Genomic DNA, 17,150 nt, shown 5'->3' on the forward strand with positions numbered 1-17,150 from the left:
GGTATCCGACGTGTGATACTCAAACCTCCACCCTGTTGCGTCCTCCTTCCTTGGCGCGATAGAGACGCTCATCAGCCAGCTTCAGCACGCTTTCTGCCGTCGCGACGTCGGCGCTCAGACAGGCAATGCCGATGGAGATGGTCAACCTTCCAACCCCCGGGATCTCTGTGTCGGCGATCTGTTGGCGAATCCGCTCGGCAATGGACCTGGCGATTTCCAGCGGGGTATCGGGCAGGATCAGAGTAAATTCCTCGCCCCCTGCGCGGCAGGCCACGTCCGCCGAGCGGGAATTGTGCTTGAGGATGTCGGCGACCTGCTTCAGCGCAACGTCACCGGCGTCATGCCCGAAGGTGTCATTGACCCGTTTGAAGTGATCGATATCCAGCGCCAGCACTGAATAGTGTTGCCCGGCCTTCGTTAACAAAGCGAGTACGCCGTCCATGGCGCGTCGATTGGCCAGCCCGGTCAACGGATCACTTTGCGCCTCGTGGCTAAGCTGGCCGAGCTTTTGCTGAAGCAATTGCACGCCAGTCAGCATCGCCTGGCGAATGGCCGATGCGTCGCGGTACCAGGCATTGACGCGTTGCAGTTGGTCAAGGGTCTCGCTCGCGGCCAATTGATTGGCGGCAGCGGAGAGCTGGCGCAACGGCCTGGCGATCAGCCTGGTGCAGAGCAGAATCAGGCCGAAGCCGACAATGCCGGCAGGAATCATCCCGACAACCATTTCGCGCATGAGTGAGTCCAGCGTGGCAAGGCTACGCTGCGTGGGTTGCTGCACCACCACCGCCCAATGGGCGTCCGGTACCGGCGCAAAGCCGGTCAGCATCGGCACGCCTTTATAGTTCGGGGCAGCCATTGAACCGCCTTCACCGCGCAAGGCCGCATCCACCGACGAGCTCGAGCCCAGGATATCGCCGATTCTTTTCTGATCGGGGTGGTACAACAGTCGTCTGTTGCCGTCAGCCACGAAAGCAAAGGTGCCCTCGTGATGAAAGTGACTACTGATGACCGTGTGAAAAACGCCTTGCTTGAGCAGGTAGACAGAGCCGCCCACCACACCGAGAAATTCCCCGGACGGGTTGAAAACCGGTTGGGAAATAAACACCACCAGATTCCCGGCCAGGGACACATAGGCCGTGCTGACGAGCGGACGGCGCTCCTTGAGTGCCTGAACGATGCCTTGCGAAGACAACGGATTGCCGGCGATCTGCAAGGTGTCCGGATACGCCTGAAGCACCGTGCCGCGCGCATCCACGATGGCGATGGAGTTGAAGTCGGTACCCTGCGCCTGCAAGCGGACCGCCTCCTCGCGCAGCACCAGGGGATCGTTCCAATGTTCGGCGAGCGTGTTGGCGCTGTAGGTCAAGCGACTGTGCGCCGCACCGAGGAATTCACCGATGCTGGAGGCTACTTTCGCCGCATAGGCCCCATTGGCCTCCAGCGTCGAATGGATCAAGGCATCTCGCTGCACCCGATACGCGACAATGAGGCTGTTGCACAGCGTCGCCAGTACCGACAGCAAAACAAACAAAAGAATCAGCCCACGCAGATCGACGGGAAAGGGGCCGGATAGCTTCATGCAACCCTCCGCGGTGCCGCAGGGGTGATAAACGCTAAAGAGCAAAGGCGCAATTTTCAATCCACGAAGGAGTGTCGGATGCCCATCTCGCCGTGTCGCGCGACTCGGGCAGTGCGCATTGCAGGATAGGCAGAGTCCGTTGGTTTGTCACATTCCTGAGCGCGCAAATACCGTCAGACGTGCAGTCCTCAGGTTCTGACGCCTACCGTGTGAACTTGCTCACAACAACTACACTGAAAATGCACCGGACGGCTAAAAGTCAGTTTATGTCCGCAAAACTTGTGCAATATCAGGGGTATTCGCTAGTGCAACGTTGCAAGGACGCAGTTCAACCCTCCCCTCATGTCCGAGGCAATCGATTCTGAATGCGCTACCTGGCCTTCATCATCTTAGTGGTCACCATTGCCGTCCTGTGCCTAGCGCTCTACGGTTGGTATTGCCACCTTCGCGATGACCACGATGACTTTGTCTGAGCGTGCCCTCCTTCGACATTGCCAGCGCTCGACTCCCTTTCCAGCTTGCCATCCTTGATGGCTGTACCTTCCAACGGCCAGCCAATTGACGGCCATTGGCCAACACTCCTCCCGTTGTTCATTCACTATCCGCAAAACCGTCTATGTTGTAAGTGACAGGTCCATGCCGGGCCAGTAGTGCGCTGATGGAGTTCTTATGAAAAGGACCAATCTTGCAGCTGTTGTCACCGCAGTACTTGCAGTCATCATTCCCGCCACCTCGAACGCCACGCTATCTGCTGACCCGGTTTTCACCTTCGGTGTGCTTGGCAGCTACAGCAAACTCAAATTCGAAGGGCATCGGTCTACGGACACCGAGCACATGCCCGAAGGCGGATTGTTTTTAAACTTCGGCAACAAGATGACCGCCCGGACCGGCCTTGTCTTCAGCGCAGAAATCAGTGGGCAATACTCCGAGAGACAAAACCAGAAAGTGAAAGACGGGCAAGCTGACCTGGACCTGGGCTGGCGGTTTGCCCTGGATGCGCAAAACTATCTCGATCTCTTGCTGGGGGGGGGTTACAAGTGGAATCGTTTCGACCCGGACTACAAGAAATACGAGACTGAGCTCACCAGTCGGACGCCTTTCGCCAAGGCCGCCATTGGCTACAACCATCTGTTCAGCGCCTCGACTTTGCGCCTGGAGGCTGGCGTCAGAAAGACCCTCGACGGCGACGCGGAGTTGAACATTCACGGGGTCAATAGCTCCACCGTTGACTTGAAGGACACCACCAATCCTTTTGTCGAACTGAGCTGGCTGATGAATCAGCAAGGGGCTTTTCCGCTGGTCGCGACCCTGTACTTCAACCGTTTCAAATATGACCTGGACGGTCAATTCAAGCTGACCGACTACGACAAACAGACCCGAGATGAATACGGCTTGAAAATAGGCATCGTGTTCTGACAAAAAAGCCCACTGACCGGTGCCGGTTCAGTGGGCTTTTTTCACATCAGGCCAGGACTCACTGACTCAAGATGAACGTCGCCAGGCTTTTCAGATCATCCGGGCTCAATTGAGCGAAAGGCGGCATGGGCACATTCCCCCATTTGCCGCTGCCACCCTGCTGAATGCTGGACATCAGCCGGTCCAATGCCTGCGGGTCTTTGGCGTACTTGGCCGCCACATCGTGGTAAGCCGGGCCTACTACCTTGTGATCGATCGCGTGGCAGGACAGGCAGGCATTGTTCTGCAGCAAAGCCTTGGCGTCGACTTTGGCAACTGTCACCACCGGAGGCTGGGCCGCCGGGGGGTTGGAGGCCGCCTGAACATCGGCATCGCTCGCCTTGGCACTGCCGTAGGTCACCGCCAGGTAAGCGCCAATCACACTCACATCCTGATCGCTGATCGGCGCGCCGTACACGTGCTGCATCTTGCCCGCTTCAGCGGTCCACTGGGCCAGGCTCAAGCCTGGCGGCTGAAAGTTGATGTAATCGGCCGAGTGGCAAACGGAGCACTTCTGCTGCGCCAATGCGTAGCCAGGCATGGCGCTGGGCTTGAATACTGCCGTTTCCGGCGGCAGCGTGATCGATAGCGGTGCCGCGCTAGCCAGGGTCGCCAGACACACCTGAGCCGCGCATAGCGCGGTGATGATGAATTTCATGGGTTTCATGCGGCCCTCCTCAGGCGACGGTCACGTGGCTGGTTTCCACGACGTGGCGACGGTAACCACTGGGGTTCCAGTCGGCTTTCATCGGTTGGGTCTCGCCTGCACTGTTGCTGGCGCGCACCATCAATTGCGTCGCGCCCTTGCTGGTGAAGGTGATCGGCAATGTCCACTCGCGGAAGGAGAATCGCCCCAGATCCTCGCCAAGCGCGGCTTCGCGCCAGGTGTTCGCGCCGTCGATCGAGACCTCCACCTTGTTGACCCCCACGCCACCGTCGAACGCAATGCCCTTGAGCAGCACGTTTTTGTTCAGCGGCATCACGTCGCCGTGCTTAACGCTGGTGATGAAACTGCGCACCGCCAACTTGGAAATCGGCAGGGTTTTCGCCGCCGTGGTGCCGGGGGCAATGCAGAAACAATCGTTATCCGGAAGACGGTAACCCTTGGCCATGAAGAAACCGTCGAAGGTGTGGTCGACGACTTCGATTTCGCTCAAATGCTTGACCCAATACGTACCGAAGTAGCCGGGCACCACCAGACGAATCGGGTAACCGTTGAGAAATGGCAGGTCGGTGCCGTTCATTGACCAGGCGATCATCGGCTCACCGTCCATGGCATGGCTGATGTCCAGCGCCTTGATGAATTCCGGGGTGCTCGGCAGCACCGGCTTATCCAGCCCACGGAAGGTCACTTGCGCAGCCTCGGCTTTCACCCCGGCCTTTTCCAGTACAGTCTTGAGCGAAACCCCAACCCAGCGCGCGTTGCCCATGGAACCATTGCCCAACTGAGCGCCGAACACGCGCGGCATCGAGAAGCCACGACTGTTACCCGAACATTGATTGACGGCGACCACTTCCACCGGTTCGGCGAGCGCCTTGAGCTCGGCGAGAGACAATGAGAGCGGCGTCTCGACCGTGCCCTTGACCGTCAAACGGTAAGTGTCCGGATCAATGCTGGTCGGAAAATCAGCCAGGTGATAGCGCACAAAAAAAGCGTCGTTGGGCGTGATCGGCCCTTCATTGAACACAGGGAACGGCGTCTCCAGGTGTGGCGGACGGGTTGTCACCAGAGTCAACGGGCGCTTTTGCGGGTATTGCACCAACGGTCGTGGGCCCGCGGCAAAGGTCACGTCTTCAGGGGACTGGCTGGTCGCGGCAGTTTCATCGGCGGCCTTGGCGAGACTCGCCAAGGGCGAAGCCGCCAACGCCAAGGTGAAAGCATCACGTAAAACCCGCCGACGGCTCGGCTGGCTGTTGTCTATAAAACTGAACTTCATTCTGCGCTCTCTATGATTGTTTTATTGAGATGCAACTGACGGCTCCCCACCTGCACGCGAGGCTTTTTGTAGGAGCAAGCTTGCTCGCGATGGTCGTGAGCGAAGACGCGTGTTTACTGGATAAACGCAGCGCTCTTGAGCACATCGCGAGCAAGCTCGCTCCTACACAATGGTGCCTGCCCTACGGAGGGGTATCAGGCTTACGGTTCGACGCCGGAAAACAAGTCAGTATCGCCACGCAAAAACTGTTCGCTTTACATTGAGCGTCAGTGACTTAGCATTTGATGACAGGACTGGAGCCCCAAGTCCAATGCCCATTCCAGCGCCCACAAAAAAACCCACTGACCGTCTCCGGTGCAGTGGGTTTTATTTGATTAGGCGGTCTGGTTACAGAGCCATATCACGCGCAGCATCGGCTTTCGGCGCTTTTGCATCAAGATCGACAGTCACCGGGGTCGTTGCCGGAGCCATCGTCGCCGGAGGCGTCGTCAGTTCCAGCACCTTGGCGGTGTACGCCCATTCCTGCGCAACCTTTTCCGGGCTGGCGTTCAGCTGGGTGCCGTAGCTCGGGACGATCTGGTGCAGCTTTTCCTGCCACTGCGGGCTCGCGACCTTGTCCTTGAAGACTTTCTGCAGCACGGTCAGCATGATCGGTGCGGCGGTCGAAGCGCCTGGCGAGGCGCCCAGCAGGCCGGCGATGCTGCCGTCTTGCGCAGCGACGATCTCGGTGCCCAGTTTCAGCACGCCACCGGCGGCTTCGTCGCGCTTGATGATCTGCACACGCTGCCCGGCTTGCCACAGACGCCAGTCTTCAGCCTTGGCGTTCGGGAAGTATTCTTTCAAGGCGTTGAGGCGGTCTTCATCCGACAGCATCAGTTGGCCTGCCAGGTACTCGACCAGCGGGTATTCCTTGATGCCAACCTTGGTCATTGGCCACACGTTGTGTGTGGTCGTGGTGGTCAGCAGGTCCAGGTACGAACCTTCTTTGAGGAACTTGGTGCTGAAGGTCGCGAATGGGCCAAACAGAATCACGCGCTTGCCATCCAGCACGCGGGTGTCCAGGTGCGGAACCGACATCGGCGGTGCGCCAACGGAAGCTTTGCCGTAGGCCTTGGCCAGGTGTTGCTCGGCAATGGTCGGGTTTTCGGTCACGAGGAACGAGCCGCCTACCGGGAAGCCTGCGTATTCCTTGGCTTCAGGAATGCCGGACTTCTGCAGCAGGTGCAAGGCACCGCCGCCAGCGCCGATGAACACGAACTTGGCGTCGGTTTCGGTTTTGCTGCCGTCTTTGAGGTTTTTGTAGCTGACGCGCCAGCTGCCGTCTTCGTTACGGGTGATGTCCTGCACTTCGCTGGACAGCTTCAAGTCGAATTTCGGTGTGGTTTGCAGATGTGCAACGAACTGGCGCGTAATTTCGCCGAAGTTCACGTCAGTACCCAGCGGGCTCCAGGTGGCCGCGATTTTCTGGTTCGGGTCACGCCCTTCCATCATCAGCGGTACCCATTGCTTGATCACAGCCGGGTCTTCGGAGTACTGCATGCCGGCGAACAGCGGGCTCGCTTGCAGAGCGTCGTAGCGTTTCTTCAGGAACTTGATGTTGTCATCGCCCCACACGAAGCTCATGTGCGGTGTGGAGTTGATGAACGAACGCGGGTTTTTCAGCACGCCTTGCTGAACCTGCCAGGCCCAGAACTGACGGGAGATCTGGAAGGCTTCGTTGATTTCAACAGCCTTCGGGATCGAGACCTTGCCGCTCTCGTCTTCCGGCGTGTAGTTCAGCTCCGCCAGCGCGGAGTGACCGGTACCGGCGTTGTTCCAGCCGTTGGAGCTTTCCTGAGCGACGCCGTCGAGGCGCTCGATCATTTGCATCGAGGTGCCAGGTTCCAGCTCATTGAGCCATACACCCAGGGTCGCGCTCATGATGCCGCCGCCAATCAGCAGCACATCGACTTTCTTCGCCTCTTCAGCCTGGGCCGTGGTCATCCCCAACGACAAGGCCAACCCCAGCAGGGCTGTGTTTACTTTCTTAAACATCTGTTGCACCTATGATAAAACGCCATCCGCCCTTCCATCCTCGCGCACGCAGCCCCATGTTTCACGGCAGATCATGGGTGAAGGCACAGCGGGATTACAGGGTGGGCACACAAGGCCGACGAAACGCATCGACCCCAGTTTAATGTCCCTTCTGAACTGACTTTTTATCTTTATTGGCTTCAGCTGCTTGAGCGACAGTGATTCCGTCGGCACGTCTCAAGGACATGCAAACTGAATAGGTCAAACCAAGTTGGCGCGAAGAATATCACGTCGGGGCGGGCCCGCGTGTCTGTTGCTGAATCGTTTGTCCCGGTCCGGTCACTGAGCCCTTCTATACTCACCCTGTTTTCCACCCGCATATGAGGATGTGTCATGGGCGACAAAGACGATCTGCGCAAGTATTCCTCCCAGGTCATCGACGGCATCGAAGCCGCCCCCGCACGCGCCATGCTCCGCGCCGTAGGCTTCACCGATGAAGACTTCAAGAAGCCGCAGATCGGCATTGCCTCGACCTGGGCGATGGTCACGCCCTGCAACATGCACATCGACAAACTGGTGATCGAAGCGGAAAAAGGCGCGAATGCGGCGGGTGCCAAAGGCGTGATTTTCAACACCATCACCATTTCCGACGGCATCGCCAATGGCACTGAAGGCATGAAGTATTCGCTAGTGTCCCGCGAGGTGATTGCCGACTCCATCGAAGTGGTGGTCGGCTGCGAAGGCTTCGATGGTCTGGTCACCGTCGGCGGTTGCGACAAGAACATGCCGGGCTGCCTGATTGGCATGGCGCGGTTGAACCGTCCTTCGATCTTTGTGTACGGCGGCACCATTCGACCGGGCGCCGGCCACACCGACATCATTTCCGTGTTCGAAGCCGTGGGCCAGCATGCCCGCGGTGACATCAGCGAGATTCAGGTCAAGCAGATCGAGGAAGTGGCAATCCCCGGTCCCGGTTCCTGCGGCGGCATGTACACCGCCAACACCATGGCCTCGGCCATCGAGGCGCTGGGCATGAGCCTGCCCGGTTCCAGCTCCCAGGAGGCCATTGGCGGCGACAAGGCCTCGGACAGTTTCCGCGCCGGCCAGCAGGTCATGGAGCTGCTCAAGCTGGACCTCAAACCCCGCGACATCATGACCCGCAAGGCCTTTGAAAACGCCATCCGCGTGGTCATCGCCCTCGCCGGCTCAACCAACGCCGTGCTGCACCTTTTGGCCATGGCCAATGCGGTGGACGTAGAGCTGACCCTGGATGACTTCACCGAGCTAGGCAAGATTTCCCCGGTGGTTGCCGACCTGCGTCCCAGCGGCAAATACATGATGAGCGAACTGGTCGCCATCGGCGGCATTGAACCGTTGATGAAGCGCATGCTGGCCGCCGGGATGCTGCATGGCGATGCGTTGACCGTCACTGGCAAGACCCTCGCTGAAAACCTCGAACACGTGGCCGACTACCCCGAAGGCCAGGACGTGATCCTGCCCTTCGACCGGCCGATCAAAAAGGATTCGCACTTGGTGGTGCTGCACGGCAACCTCTCGCCCACCGGCGCCGTGGCCAAGATCACCGGCAAGGAAGGCCTGCGCTTCGAAGGCACGGCCCGGGTCTATCACGGCGAAGAAGGCGCTCTTGCCGGCATTCTCAACGGTGAAGTGCAGCCCGGCGAAGTCATCGTGATTCGCTACGAAGGACCCAAGGGCGGACCGGGCATGCGCGAAATGTTGTCGCCGACGTCGGCAGTCATGGGCAAGGGTCTGGGCAAGGAAGTCGCGTTGATTACCGACGGGCGTTTTTCCGGCGGTTCACACGGGTTCGTGGTTGGCCATATCACGCCGGAGGCCTTTGAAGGCGGGCCGATTGCGCTGGTGAAAAATGGCGACAGGATCACCATTGATGCCGAAACCCGGCAGATCACGGTCGACGTGTCCGACACCGAGCTGGCCGAGCGCAAATCGCGCTGGGTGCGGCCGGAGTCGAAGTACAAGCGCGGGGTGTTGGCCAAGTACGCGAAGACTGTTTCCAGCGCTTCAGAGGGAGCGGTAACGGATAAGTATCTTTAGACCTGTAGGAGCCGGCTTGCTGGCGATTCAGGCGACACGGTGTACCTGATGCACCACATCGCCTTCAGGAGCCAGCAAGCCGGCTCCTGAAGGATCGCCTCACAACCTGAACCGATCCACCGACTGCGACAACTGACCCGCCAGGCTCGACAATTCGTCGGTGGTCGAGGCCGTCTGCCCGATCACTTTGCTGTTGCCCTCGGACATCCCGGCAATCATTTCCACCTGATGGGCAATTTCATTGCTGGCCAGGCTTTGCTCGCCGATGGTGCGGCTGATGTCGTTGACCAGTTGCGTGGTGTTGAGCGTCGCTTCGAGAATTTCACGAATCGCACGCTCGACATCGGCAGTCACCGCCATGCCCTTGTCGACCTGCGCCACGCCCTCCTCCATGCTGATCACCGCTTCACGGGTGCTTTGCTGGATGCGTGCGACCATGCTGGCGATTTCCTGGGTCGAGGCGCTGGTGCGCCCGGCCAGGCTGCGGACTTCGTCGGCCACCACGGCAAAACCACGACCCTGCTCGCCGGCGCGGGCTGCCTCGATGGCGGCGTTCAGCGCCAACAGGTTGGTCTGGTCGGCGATGCCCTTGATCACTTGAATAATGTTGAAAATCCCCTCGGACTCCTTGTCCAGCGTGCGAATCACCTGCGCCGAATGCTGAGCCGAGCGTGCGATGCCATCCATGTCGTTGACCACTTGATGGATCACCCGCCCGCCATCCTTGGCCAACGCTTCGGCCTGATTGGCCATGTCCAGCGCCCGTCCGGCATGCCGGGTGATTTCCTCGATGCTCGCGGTCATTTCGCTGGCGGCCGCCGCCATGGTGCTGGCCGCAGCGCTTTGCTGCTGGCTGCTGCCGGCAACTGCGTGGCAACCGTTGCTCAATTGCTTGCTCATGCCGCTCACGCCGTGGGCATTGCCGCGTACCACTTCGATCATGCCGCGCAAATCGCGCTGCATGATCGCCAGGCTGCGGATCAGCGCACTGGCCTCGTCATGCCGGGCAGGCTCGACAATAGGTTCGCTGAGGTTGCCGTGGGCGATGCTGTCGGCGATGCGACTGGCCGTCTGCAACGGCCCCATGATGCTCAGGATCGCCGAGCGGCCAAGGGCGAGCAGCAGCAACAGGCTGACGACCAGCACGCCACCGAGGGCAAGATTGGCGTTGCTGATGGCGTGCGCCGTGCCCTGACTGGTCTGCTGGGTGTTGCTTTCGATCAGCTCGCTGAGCGCCGCCATCTGGTCTTCCAGTTGGCTGAACGCCGTGTTGAACGTGCCCAATTGCTGTTGCGCGGCCTCGGGGTTTTCCAGCGCCAGACCGACGATGCGCTCGGCAGCGCCAATATAAGTGTCGAGGCTTGGCTTGATTTTGTTCAAAGCCGTCTTGAGGGTGTCGTTGACCGGCAGTTTGAGGTTATCGCCCAGCACTTCACGAAAATGTGTGGTGTGTTGTTCGATGGAACTGCGCACCTCGGCCTTGCTGCTGGTGCTCTTGCCCAACCCCACCAGCATCGCCGACAGCACGTCGGCGCGCAGGGCGTCGTGCATCATGTCGGCTTCGAGGTGATTGCGCAGTGCCGTCATGCTGACGTTGTTGTCGTTCACGGCCTCGGCCATGCGCATGTTTCCCAGGTAACTGACCAGGCTCATGACCAGGGCGGCGAGCAGACCGGTGCCGATCAGCAAGCATAAACGTAGTTTTATGGACACTCTGTGGTTCCTCTCTGGCACGGTTGTCGGCTGGGCGTCGCCCACCACGAATGACACTGCTGAAGAGGGTATCGACTGGCTTGAGCGGTAATTGAAGCCTATTGCTACAGATTGTCGTTTTTGCGACATGCGGTCGGTAGCGGCGTCGTTTGCGTCGTGCCGCGCAGGGAAACCAACAGCAAGCTGACAAGCGCACCGGCCACGGCGATGGCCATGTCCTTCTGCGAATCCCAAGGGTCGTTTTGCGCACCGACGAACGCTTTCGAAGTGTCGTCGCCGAGGAAGGCGCCGCCGACCCACTCCACCAGTTCGTAGAGAGCCGAGGTCGACAGCATGATGTTCAGTGCAATGAAAAACAGCCAGAAACCCCGCAACGGCGTCAGGCGCATCAGCACTTCCCGAACCGGATACACCAACAACAGTCCGTAGCTCAGATGCACCAGGCGGTCATAGTGATTGCGATGAACGCCGAAGGATTTTTCCAGACTGAACCCGAACATCCCCGAACTCCACTGATCGTACGGCACCAGGGAATAGGTGTAATGCGCCCCAAGCTCATGCACGCACAAAAACACAAACACCAGAGTGATGGACACCGCAGACAATCTGAACCGGCCAGAGAACGCGATCAACGTGCCCACCAACAACAGCACCAGCACGTTTTCCAACGCCCAATCCACCCGGCTGCGGGGTGAAAAGCCCGATGCCAAAACGATCAGCAGGAAAACCGTCAACAAGGCCAGCTCATACCGCGAATGTCGGTTGGACTGCATGGCTTGCGTTCCTCGATGTATGGGTAAAGCCCTTCTACTTCGAGAAAGCTGCGCGTTGCAAAGTTCGCTTTTTTCTTACCCGTAGGAGCAAGCTTGCTCGCGATCGCGACAGGCAAGCCGACATTGCTGATGATGAATGAACGCTTTCGCGAGCAAGCTTGCTCCTACAGGTACGCGTTCCGCCATCAGGTATTGGTCTTGAGCTTCGTCCACAACCGCGTACTGAGCCGCGCAATCGCCGCGGGCAAGTCCTCGACGGTGAACAACTTGTCCATGACACTCTTGGGCGGGTAAATCGCCAGATCCTGCTTCACGGCGGGGTCGACAAAGGCATCCGCCGCGCTGTTCGGGTTGGCGTAATGGATGCTGTTGCTGATATTGGCAATCACCTTCGGCTCCAGCAGGTAGTTCATGTAGGCGTAGCCGTTCTTCTCATGGGGTGCGTTCCTGGGCATGACCACCATATCGAGCCACAGCGTGGAGCCTTCATCCGGAATCGAGTAGGCAATCTCGATGCCGTTTTTGGCTTCCCTGGCGCTGGCGGCGGCTTGCACGATGTCGCCATTGAAACCGATCACTGCACAGACGTTGCCGTTGGCCAGGTCGCTGATGTATTTGGAGGCATGGAAGTACTGCACGTAGGGCCGGATTTTCAGCAGTGCCTGCTCGGCTTTCCTGTAGTCGGCCGGCTCGTGGCTGTGCGGCGGCAGACCCAGGTAGTTGAGAGTGATCGGCAGGATCTGCGTCGGGTTGTCGATGATCGCCACCCCACACTCACTGAGCTTCTTGATGTTGTTTTCGTCGAAGAACAGGTTCCAGGAATGAGTAACGTCGGTGTTGCCGAAGATCGCCTTGATCTTCTCGACGTTGTAACCGATGCCCGCCGTGCCCCACATGTAGGGGTAGCCGTACAGGTTACCGGGGTCGTTGACTTCAAGTTTTTTCAGCAGCACCGGGTCGAGGTTTTTCCAGTTGGGCAGTTGGCTCCTGTCGAGTTTCTGGATGGCCCCGGCCTTGATCAGGCGCGACAAAAAGTGGTTCGACGGACTGACCACGTCATAACCGGTATTGCCCGTCATCAATTTCGACTCCAGCACCTCATTGCTGTCGTGGATGTCGTACGTGGCCTTGATCCCGGTTTGCCGGGTGAAGTTGGCCAGGGTGTCGTCGGCGATGTAACCGTTCCAGTTGGAAATGTTCACGGTTTCATCGGCAAAAGCGGCAGCGGAAAACGCAGAGACCAGGGCCACCAGAGAAAGGGTATTGACGCGCATGTTGAATCACCTTCGATGTACGGAGTGTTGTTCTTGTTGTGTGGTTCGATTCTTTAGATTTCGGTTCTGGCCCTGACCGCTTCCACGCGCATCCGTAGCATGGCACCGATGTCGAGCAAGGGTTTGGGTGGCAACCAGCCGGGTTGGGCTCGCTGCATGACTGATCGCATCAGTGTTGAGTCGCCCCCCGAAGCCAGTTCCGCGAGCAACCGCCCCCATAACGTGCCGCGCGCAACGCCCGAGCCGTTGCACCCTGCCACGGCAAACACGCCCTCCTCGACCCTGGCGAAATAAGGTTGCCCCGAGCGTGACGCGCTGAGGTGCCCGGTCCAGGTGTGTTCGATATCCTGCTCGCCGAAGAACGGAAAACGCCGCTGCAAACCCAGCACGTGGTGCTGACGACGTAGCGACAATTGGTCCAGGGACAAATCCTGCGCACGATACTCCGCGGTGTTGCGGATCATCACCCGACGATCCGGCGTCAGACGCACCGTCGCCCCCAGTGGCCGGGTGGACAGCACACCCCAGGGCGCTGCCGCGCCGATGGCTTGAAACTCGGCATCGCTGAGCGGCCGTGTCAGACTGGCACTGAGCTCCATCGGGAACGTTGCGCTGTCGTCGATACCCGTCCGCGGGATAAAGGCATTCAGGCACACCAACACCTGTTTGGCCTCGACACATGCGCCGCGGCTGCGGGCGCGAATACGGCCGTTACCCAAGCGTTCAAGACCGCTGATGTCGGTGTTTTCAAAAACCGTCACCTTCTGCGGCAAGGCATCGAGCAAACCCTTCACATACTTCGCCGGTTGCAGCAACGCATTGCCGTTGCCGCACCAGATCGCGGCCTTGTAGTGCTGTGTGCCGAGTTTTTCACTCAACTGTTCGCCTTGTAGAAACTGCGCAGAAGCACCCACCGCACGCAGGGTTTTCAGCTTGCTCTCGACGTCGGTCAACTTGCGCGGATCGCTGACGGCGAAGAAATAACCTGACTCCTGGAAGTCGCATTCGATGCCATGTCGGGCAATCTGCTTGCGGACTTCGTCGGCGGCGGCTCGCCCGATCGATGTGTCCACTTCATAGCCGGCGAACCCGTCGCTGCCCAGCAACTCACTCGCGGCGGGATGTTCATGAGCCACGACAAATCCGGAGTTGCGCGCCGATGCGCCTTGGGCGGCACGCTGCCGGTCGACCACGACGATGCTGGCCTGCGGGTGCATCTGGGTAAGGGCGTGCGCAGCGCTCAGCCCCGTGATCCCGCCGCCGATGATCAGCCAATCGGCCAGTTGCGTTCCCTTGAGCGAATCTCGCTGGGGCGAACACCCGGCTTGCGCGATCCAGCCACAACTATTTTCCATGCATCACCTCTTGTTCTTGTCCGGCCTGCCGAACCAACCCGACCTCATGCACGTTTCGCATGAATGATTGGCGATGGCGGTTTCGATGACTAGAATCTAAAGGCTCTTAACACCCACGACCAACGCTATTAAATCATCGAGGCATTCTTAAAACGCATGGATAAAATTCGCCACGTGCCATCGATGCAGGGCTTGCAGGCTTTGGTCGAAGTCGCCGAATGCGGCACCTTCACCCTGGCGGCGCGCAAGCTCTGTCTGACCCAAAGTGCGGTGAGCCGGCAGATCCAGCAGTTGGAAAGCCACTTCGGCGTGGCGTTGTTCGTCAGGAGCAGTCGCAGCATTCAACTGACGGCCGAAGGTGAGCAGGTGCTGGCCAGCGCTCGCGCCATCCTCGAGCAATTAAGAGCGCTCGAAGATCGCCTCGCACCGCAAAAGCGTCCGTTCCGCATCCGCATGCACGTGTCGCTGGCGGTGCGTTGGTTGCTGCCCAAACTGAGTGACTTTTACCGCCATCATCCCGACGTTTCACTGGCGATTGAAACCGTGGCCACGGAGATCGTAGAGCCGGCCAGCGACAGCGATGCGTACATCCTGTATCTGCCCGAACCAACGGCTGCGGCGCAATGCCTGACCCTGTTCGAGGAAGCGCTGGTGCCGGTCTGCGCGCCCGGTCTGGGCAGCCCGACACAGCCATTGACGTCGCTGGAAGATCTCTCGGGTTTCGCCCTGCTGCACCGTTCCGCCGACCAGCATGACTGGCAGGACTGGTTGTCGGCCAACGGCGGCAAGTCGCTGAAGGACTACCGGCACATCCCGTTCAACCTCGACGAACTGGCCCTCGATGCCGCTGCACGAGGCCTGGGTGTGGCGATGACCGACATGACCCTGGCCGGCGAATCGATTGAGCGCGGTGTGCTGGTCGTGCCCTTTGGTGAACCGTTGAAGACCCGGGGCATTTACTCGCTGTGTCTGCAACCTTCGGCTGCGGCCCATCCGGCGTGCGCATCGGTGATGCAGTGGTTTACCGCACAAACCTGTGGGAGCGAGCCTGTTCGCGAAGACGATGTGACATCAAACAGCTGAGTGGACTGACCCAACGCTATCGTCGGAACGCCGCCCGGATCAATCATCCTCATGCAACTTGATCCCCCGCGCATGCAGCACAGGCGGCACCACCAGCACCAGCAGAGTCAGCGCCAGGAAAAACGCCGAGATCGGTTGCGTCAGAAAAATCGTCCAGTCGCCCTCGCTGATCGACAACGCGTTGCGCAGTTGCTTCTCGGCCATCGGCCCAAGCAGCATGCCGACGATCACCGGCGCCACCGGGAAGTCGAAACGGCGCATCAGCACCCCGCCCCAACCAATCGCCAGCATCAGCACCAAATCGAAGGAAGAGTGGCGCATGCCGTACACGCCAATGGTCGCGAACACCAGAATGCCCGCGTTCAAATACGGCCGGGGGATCTGCAGCAACTTGACCCACAGCCCCACCAGGGGCAGGTTCAACACCAGCAGAATAACGTTGCCGATGTACAGCGACGCCACCAGGGTCCAGACCAGTTCGGCAGACGTTTCAAACAGCATCGGCCCCGGTTGCAGGTTGTAGTTCTGGAACGCGGCCAACAGGATCGCCGCCGTGGCGGAGGTCGGAATCCCGAGGGTCAACAACGGCACCAACGATCCCGTCGCGCTTGCGTTATTGGCCGCTTCCGGGCCGGCGACGCCTTCGATGGCGCCCTCGCCCTTGTTGGCGGAAAACTCCTTGGGATACTTGCTGAGTTTGCGTTCGGTGGAATAGGACAGAAAGGTCGGAATCTCCGCACCACCGGCCGGTATCGAGCCAAACGGAAAACCGATCAGCGTGCCTCGCAGCCAGGCTGGCACCGAGCGCTTCCAGTCGGCACGGGTCATCCATAACGACGTCAGGCGGTGCCGCCCTTCACGCTGTTCTGTTTGATACAGCAAGCTGTACAACGCCTCGCCAACGGCAAACAACCCCACTGCCACCAGCACCACTTCGATGCCGTCGACCAGTTCGGGAACGCCAAGGGTGTAGCGGGCGATCCCCGAAGTCGCGTCCAACCCGATCAGGCCGATGGTCAAACCGATACCCAACGAGGCAAAGCCACGCAGCATGGAGGCGCCGAGCACCGCCGACACCGTGGTGAACGACAACACCAGAATCGCGAAATACTCGGTCGGGCCAAAGTTCAGCGCCAGCCTGGCCACCACCGGCGCGAACAGGGTCAGTAAAACCGTCGCGATGGTGCCGGCCACAAAAGAACCAATCGCCGCCGTGGCCAACGCGGGGCCGGCGCGCCCGTTGCGGGCCATCAGGTTGCCTTCCAGTGCCGTGACCATGGATGAAGACTCACCAGGTGTGTTGAGCAAAATAGAGGTGGTTGAGCCGCCGAACTGTGCGCCGTAATAAATCCCCGCGAACATGATCAACGCACCGGTTGGATCGACCTTGGCGGTAATCGGCAGTAGCAAGGCCACCGTCAAGGCCGGTCCGATGCCGGGTAATACACCAATGGCAGTACCAAGCAAACAGCCGATAAAACCCCATAACAAATTGATCGGCGTCAGTGCCGAGGCAAAACCCATCGCCAGGCTAGCGAGAATGTCCACCGTGTTACCTCCTTTGGCCCGAGTCAGATCCAGTCATCGAATGCACCAATGGAGATGGAACGGCTCGATCGACGCAATGAAGTGAACATGAGCGTCTCGCGAAACTGTTTTTTGGGTGCCGATTGCACTTAGATTAGGACACTCATCCTGTTTTCGTTTTCGCCAAAGCGACAAACGCTGTTCTGTCGGTCACCGCTTGCGTTGTTTTCAGGCGCCTACGAATCCGTTGGCGGTCTGCTTTGAGAAGGAAATTTCGCCAGCCGTCGCAGGTTCTGCTCTGCGGCGGCTAGCGTGTACGCATCGGTCGCGTCACGTGTGCCACGTCGACGCAAACGAGCCCGTTT

The 17,150-nt window shown here is 59.4% G+C and carries 12 protein-coding genes and 1 pseudogene; 3 read left to right on the plus strand and 10 right to left on the minus strand.

The genetic code is table 11. The features are described from left to right. Positions 1 to 19: 19 nt before the first annotated feature. On the minus strand, positions 20 to 1,579 hold the full coding sequence (locus QMK58_RS18780; protein ID WP_053161601.1) for a sensor domain-containing diguanylate cyclase: 1,560 nt from the start codon (positions 1,577 to 1,579) through the stop codon (positions 20 to 22). A gap of 669 nt (positions 1,580 to 2,248) precedes the next feature. Between QMK58_RS18780 and QMK58_RS18785 the strand changes: the two genes are divergently transcribed. Next, entirely contained in the window at positions 2,249 to 2,995 is a 747-nt protein-coding gene (locus QMK58_RS18785; protein WP_053161599.1) for an outer membrane beta-barrel protein, read from the plus strand. 58 nt (positions 2,996 to 3,053) lie between these two features. Here QMK58_RS18785 and QMK58_RS18790 read toward each other — a convergent pair whose 3' ends face one another. From QMK58_RS18790 to mqo, 3 genes are all read right to left on the minus strand, one after another. Next, positions 3,054 to 3,701, minus strand: coding sequence for a c-type cytochrome (locus QMK58_RS18790; protein ID WP_053164131.1), 648 nt, complete (start codon positions 3,699 to 3,701; stop codon positions 3,054 to 3,056). 10 nt (positions 3,702 to 3,711) lie between these two features. Continuing rightward, positions 3,712 to 4,971, minus strand: coding sequence for a molybdopterin-dependent oxidoreductase (locus QMK58_RS18795; protein WP_053164133.1), 1,260 nt, complete (start codon positions 4,969 to 4,971; stop codon positions 3,712 to 3,714). Positions 4,972 to 5,358: 387 nt separating this feature from the next. Further along, positions 5,359 to 7,005: a malate dehydrogenase (quinone) gene (gene mqo, locus QMK58_RS18800; protein ID WP_053164136.1), complete on the minus strand. Its 1,647-nt coding sequence runs from the start codon at positions 7,003 to 7,005 to the stop codon at positions 5,359 to 5,361. 372 nt (positions 7,006 to 7,377) lie between these two features. On the opposite strand from mqo, the gene ilvD reads away from it, so the two are divergent. Beyond that, positions 7,378 to 9,060, plus strand: a complete 1,683-nt coding sequence (gene ilvD, locus QMK58_RS18805; RefSeq protein WP_053164140.1) for a dihydroxy-acid dehydratase — start codon at positions 7,378 to 7,380, stop codon at positions 9,058 to 9,060. 99 nt (positions 9,061 to 9,159) lie between these two features. Here ilvD and QMK58_RS29000 read toward each other — a convergent pair whose 3' ends face one another. The 5 genes and pseudogenes from QMK58_RS29000 to QMK58_RS18825 form a co-directional block, all read right to left on the minus strand. After that, a complete protein-coding gene (locus tag QMK58_RS29000; protein ID WP_371259850.1) occupies positions 9,160 to 10,023 on the minus strand; it encodes a methyl-accepting chemotaxis protein in 864 nt (287 codons plus the stop codon). Further along, a pseudogene (locus QMK58_RS29005) lies at positions 10,018 to 10,902 on the minus strand (MCP four helix bundle domain-containing protein); the annotation flags it as partial. The pseudogene QMK58_RS29005 and the gene QMK58_RS29000, both read right to left, overlap by 6 nt. Next, positions 10,878 to 11,546: a DUF2238 domain-containing protein gene (locus QMK58_RS18815; RefSeq protein WP_053164144.1), complete on the minus strand. Its 669-nt coding sequence runs from the start codon at positions 11,544 to 11,546 to the stop codon at positions 10,878 to 10,880. The pseudogene QMK58_RS29005 and the gene QMK58_RS18815, both read right to left, overlap by 25 nt. 185 nt (positions 11,547 to 11,731) lie before the next feature. After that, complete coding sequence (locus QMK58_RS18820) at positions 11,732 to 12,820, minus strand: polyamine ABC transporter substrate-binding protein (RefSeq protein ID WP_320395256.1); 1,089 nt, start codon at positions 12,818 to 12,820, stop codon at positions 11,732 to 11,734. 53 nt (positions 12,821 to 12,873) lie between these two features. Beyond that, a complete protein-coding gene (locus QMK58_RS18825) occupies positions 12,874 to 14,175 on the minus strand; it encodes an FAD-dependent oxidoreductase (protein ID WP_320395257.1) in 1,302 nt (433 codons plus the stop codon). A 156-nt stretch (positions 14,176 to 14,331) separates the two neighbouring features. Between QMK58_RS18825 and QMK58_RS18830 the strand changes: the two genes are divergently transcribed. Then, the gene (locus tag QMK58_RS18830; RefSeq protein ID WP_053164149.1) at positions 14,332 to 15,258 is read left to right on the plus strand and encodes a LysR substrate-binding domain-containing protein; all 927 of its coding nucleotides are present in this window, start codon (positions 14,332 to 14,334) and stop codon (positions 15,256 to 15,258) included. Between the two features lie 39 nt (positions 15,259 to 15,297). On the opposite strand, the gene QMK58_RS18835 is transcribed toward QMK58_RS18830, so the two are convergent. Then, on the minus strand, positions 15,298 to 16,806 hold the full coding sequence (locus tag QMK58_RS18835; RefSeq protein WP_053164151.1) for a tripartite tricarboxylate transporter permease: 1,509 nt from the start codon (positions 16,804 to 16,806) through the stop codon (positions 15,298 to 15,300). Positions 16,807 to 17,150: the final 344 nt, after the last annotated feature.

The sequence above is a fragment of the Pseudomonas sp. P8_241 genome (genome assembly GCF_034008315.1).
Lineage (GTDB): Bacteria > Pseudomonadota > Gammaproteobacteria > Pseudomonadales > Pseudomonadaceae > Aquipseudomonas.

What these genes read in the sequence shown, in the direction of transcription:
- QMK58_RS18780 (WP_053161601.1), bottom strand. Translation starts at nt 1,579, where the DNA reads ATGAAGCTATCCGGCCCCTTTCCCGTCGATCTGCGTGGGCTGATTCTT.
- QMK58_RS18785 (WP_053161599.1), top strand. Translation starts at nt 2,249, where the DNA reads ATGAAAAGGACCAATCTTGCAGCTGTTGTCACCGCAGTACTTGCAGTC.
- QMK58_RS18790 (WP_053164131.1), bottom strand. Translation starts at nt 3,701, where the DNA reads ATGAAACCCATGAAATTCATCATCACCGCGCTATGCGCGGCTCAGGTG.
- QMK58_RS18795 (WP_053164133.1), bottom strand. Translation starts at nt 4,971, where the DNA reads ATGAAGTTCAGTTTTATAGACAACAGCCAGCCGAGCCGTCGGCGGGTT.
- mqo (WP_053164136.1), bottom strand. Translation starts at nt 7,005, where the DNA reads ATGTTTAAGAAAGTAAACACAGCCCTGCTGGGGTTGGCCTTGTCGTTG.
- ilvD (WP_053164140.1), top strand. Translation starts at nt 7,378, where the DNA reads ATGGGCGACAAAGACGATCTGCGCAAGTATTCCTCCCAGGTCATCGAC.
- QMK58_RS29000 (WP_371259850.1), bottom strand. Translation starts at nt 10,023, where the DNA reads ATGCAGCGCGATTTGCGCGGCATGATCGAAGTGGTACGCGGCAATGCC.
- QMK58_RS18815 (WP_053164144.1), bottom strand. Translation starts at nt 11,546, where the DNA reads ATGCAGTCCAACCGACATTCGCGGTATGAGCTGGCCTTGTTGACGGTT.
- QMK58_RS18820 (WP_320395256.1), bottom strand. Translation starts at nt 12,820, where the DNA reads ATGCGCGTCAATACCCTTTCTCTGGTGGCCCTGGTCTCTGCGTTTTCC.
- QMK58_RS18825 (WP_320395257.1), bottom strand. Translation starts at nt 14,175, where the DNA reads ATGGAAAATAGTTGTGGCTGGATCGCGCAAGCCGGGTGTTCGCCCCAG.
- QMK58_RS18830 (WP_053164149.1), top strand. Translation starts at nt 14,332, where the DNA reads ATGGATAAAATTCGCCACGTGCCATCGATGCAGGGCTTGCAGGCTTTG.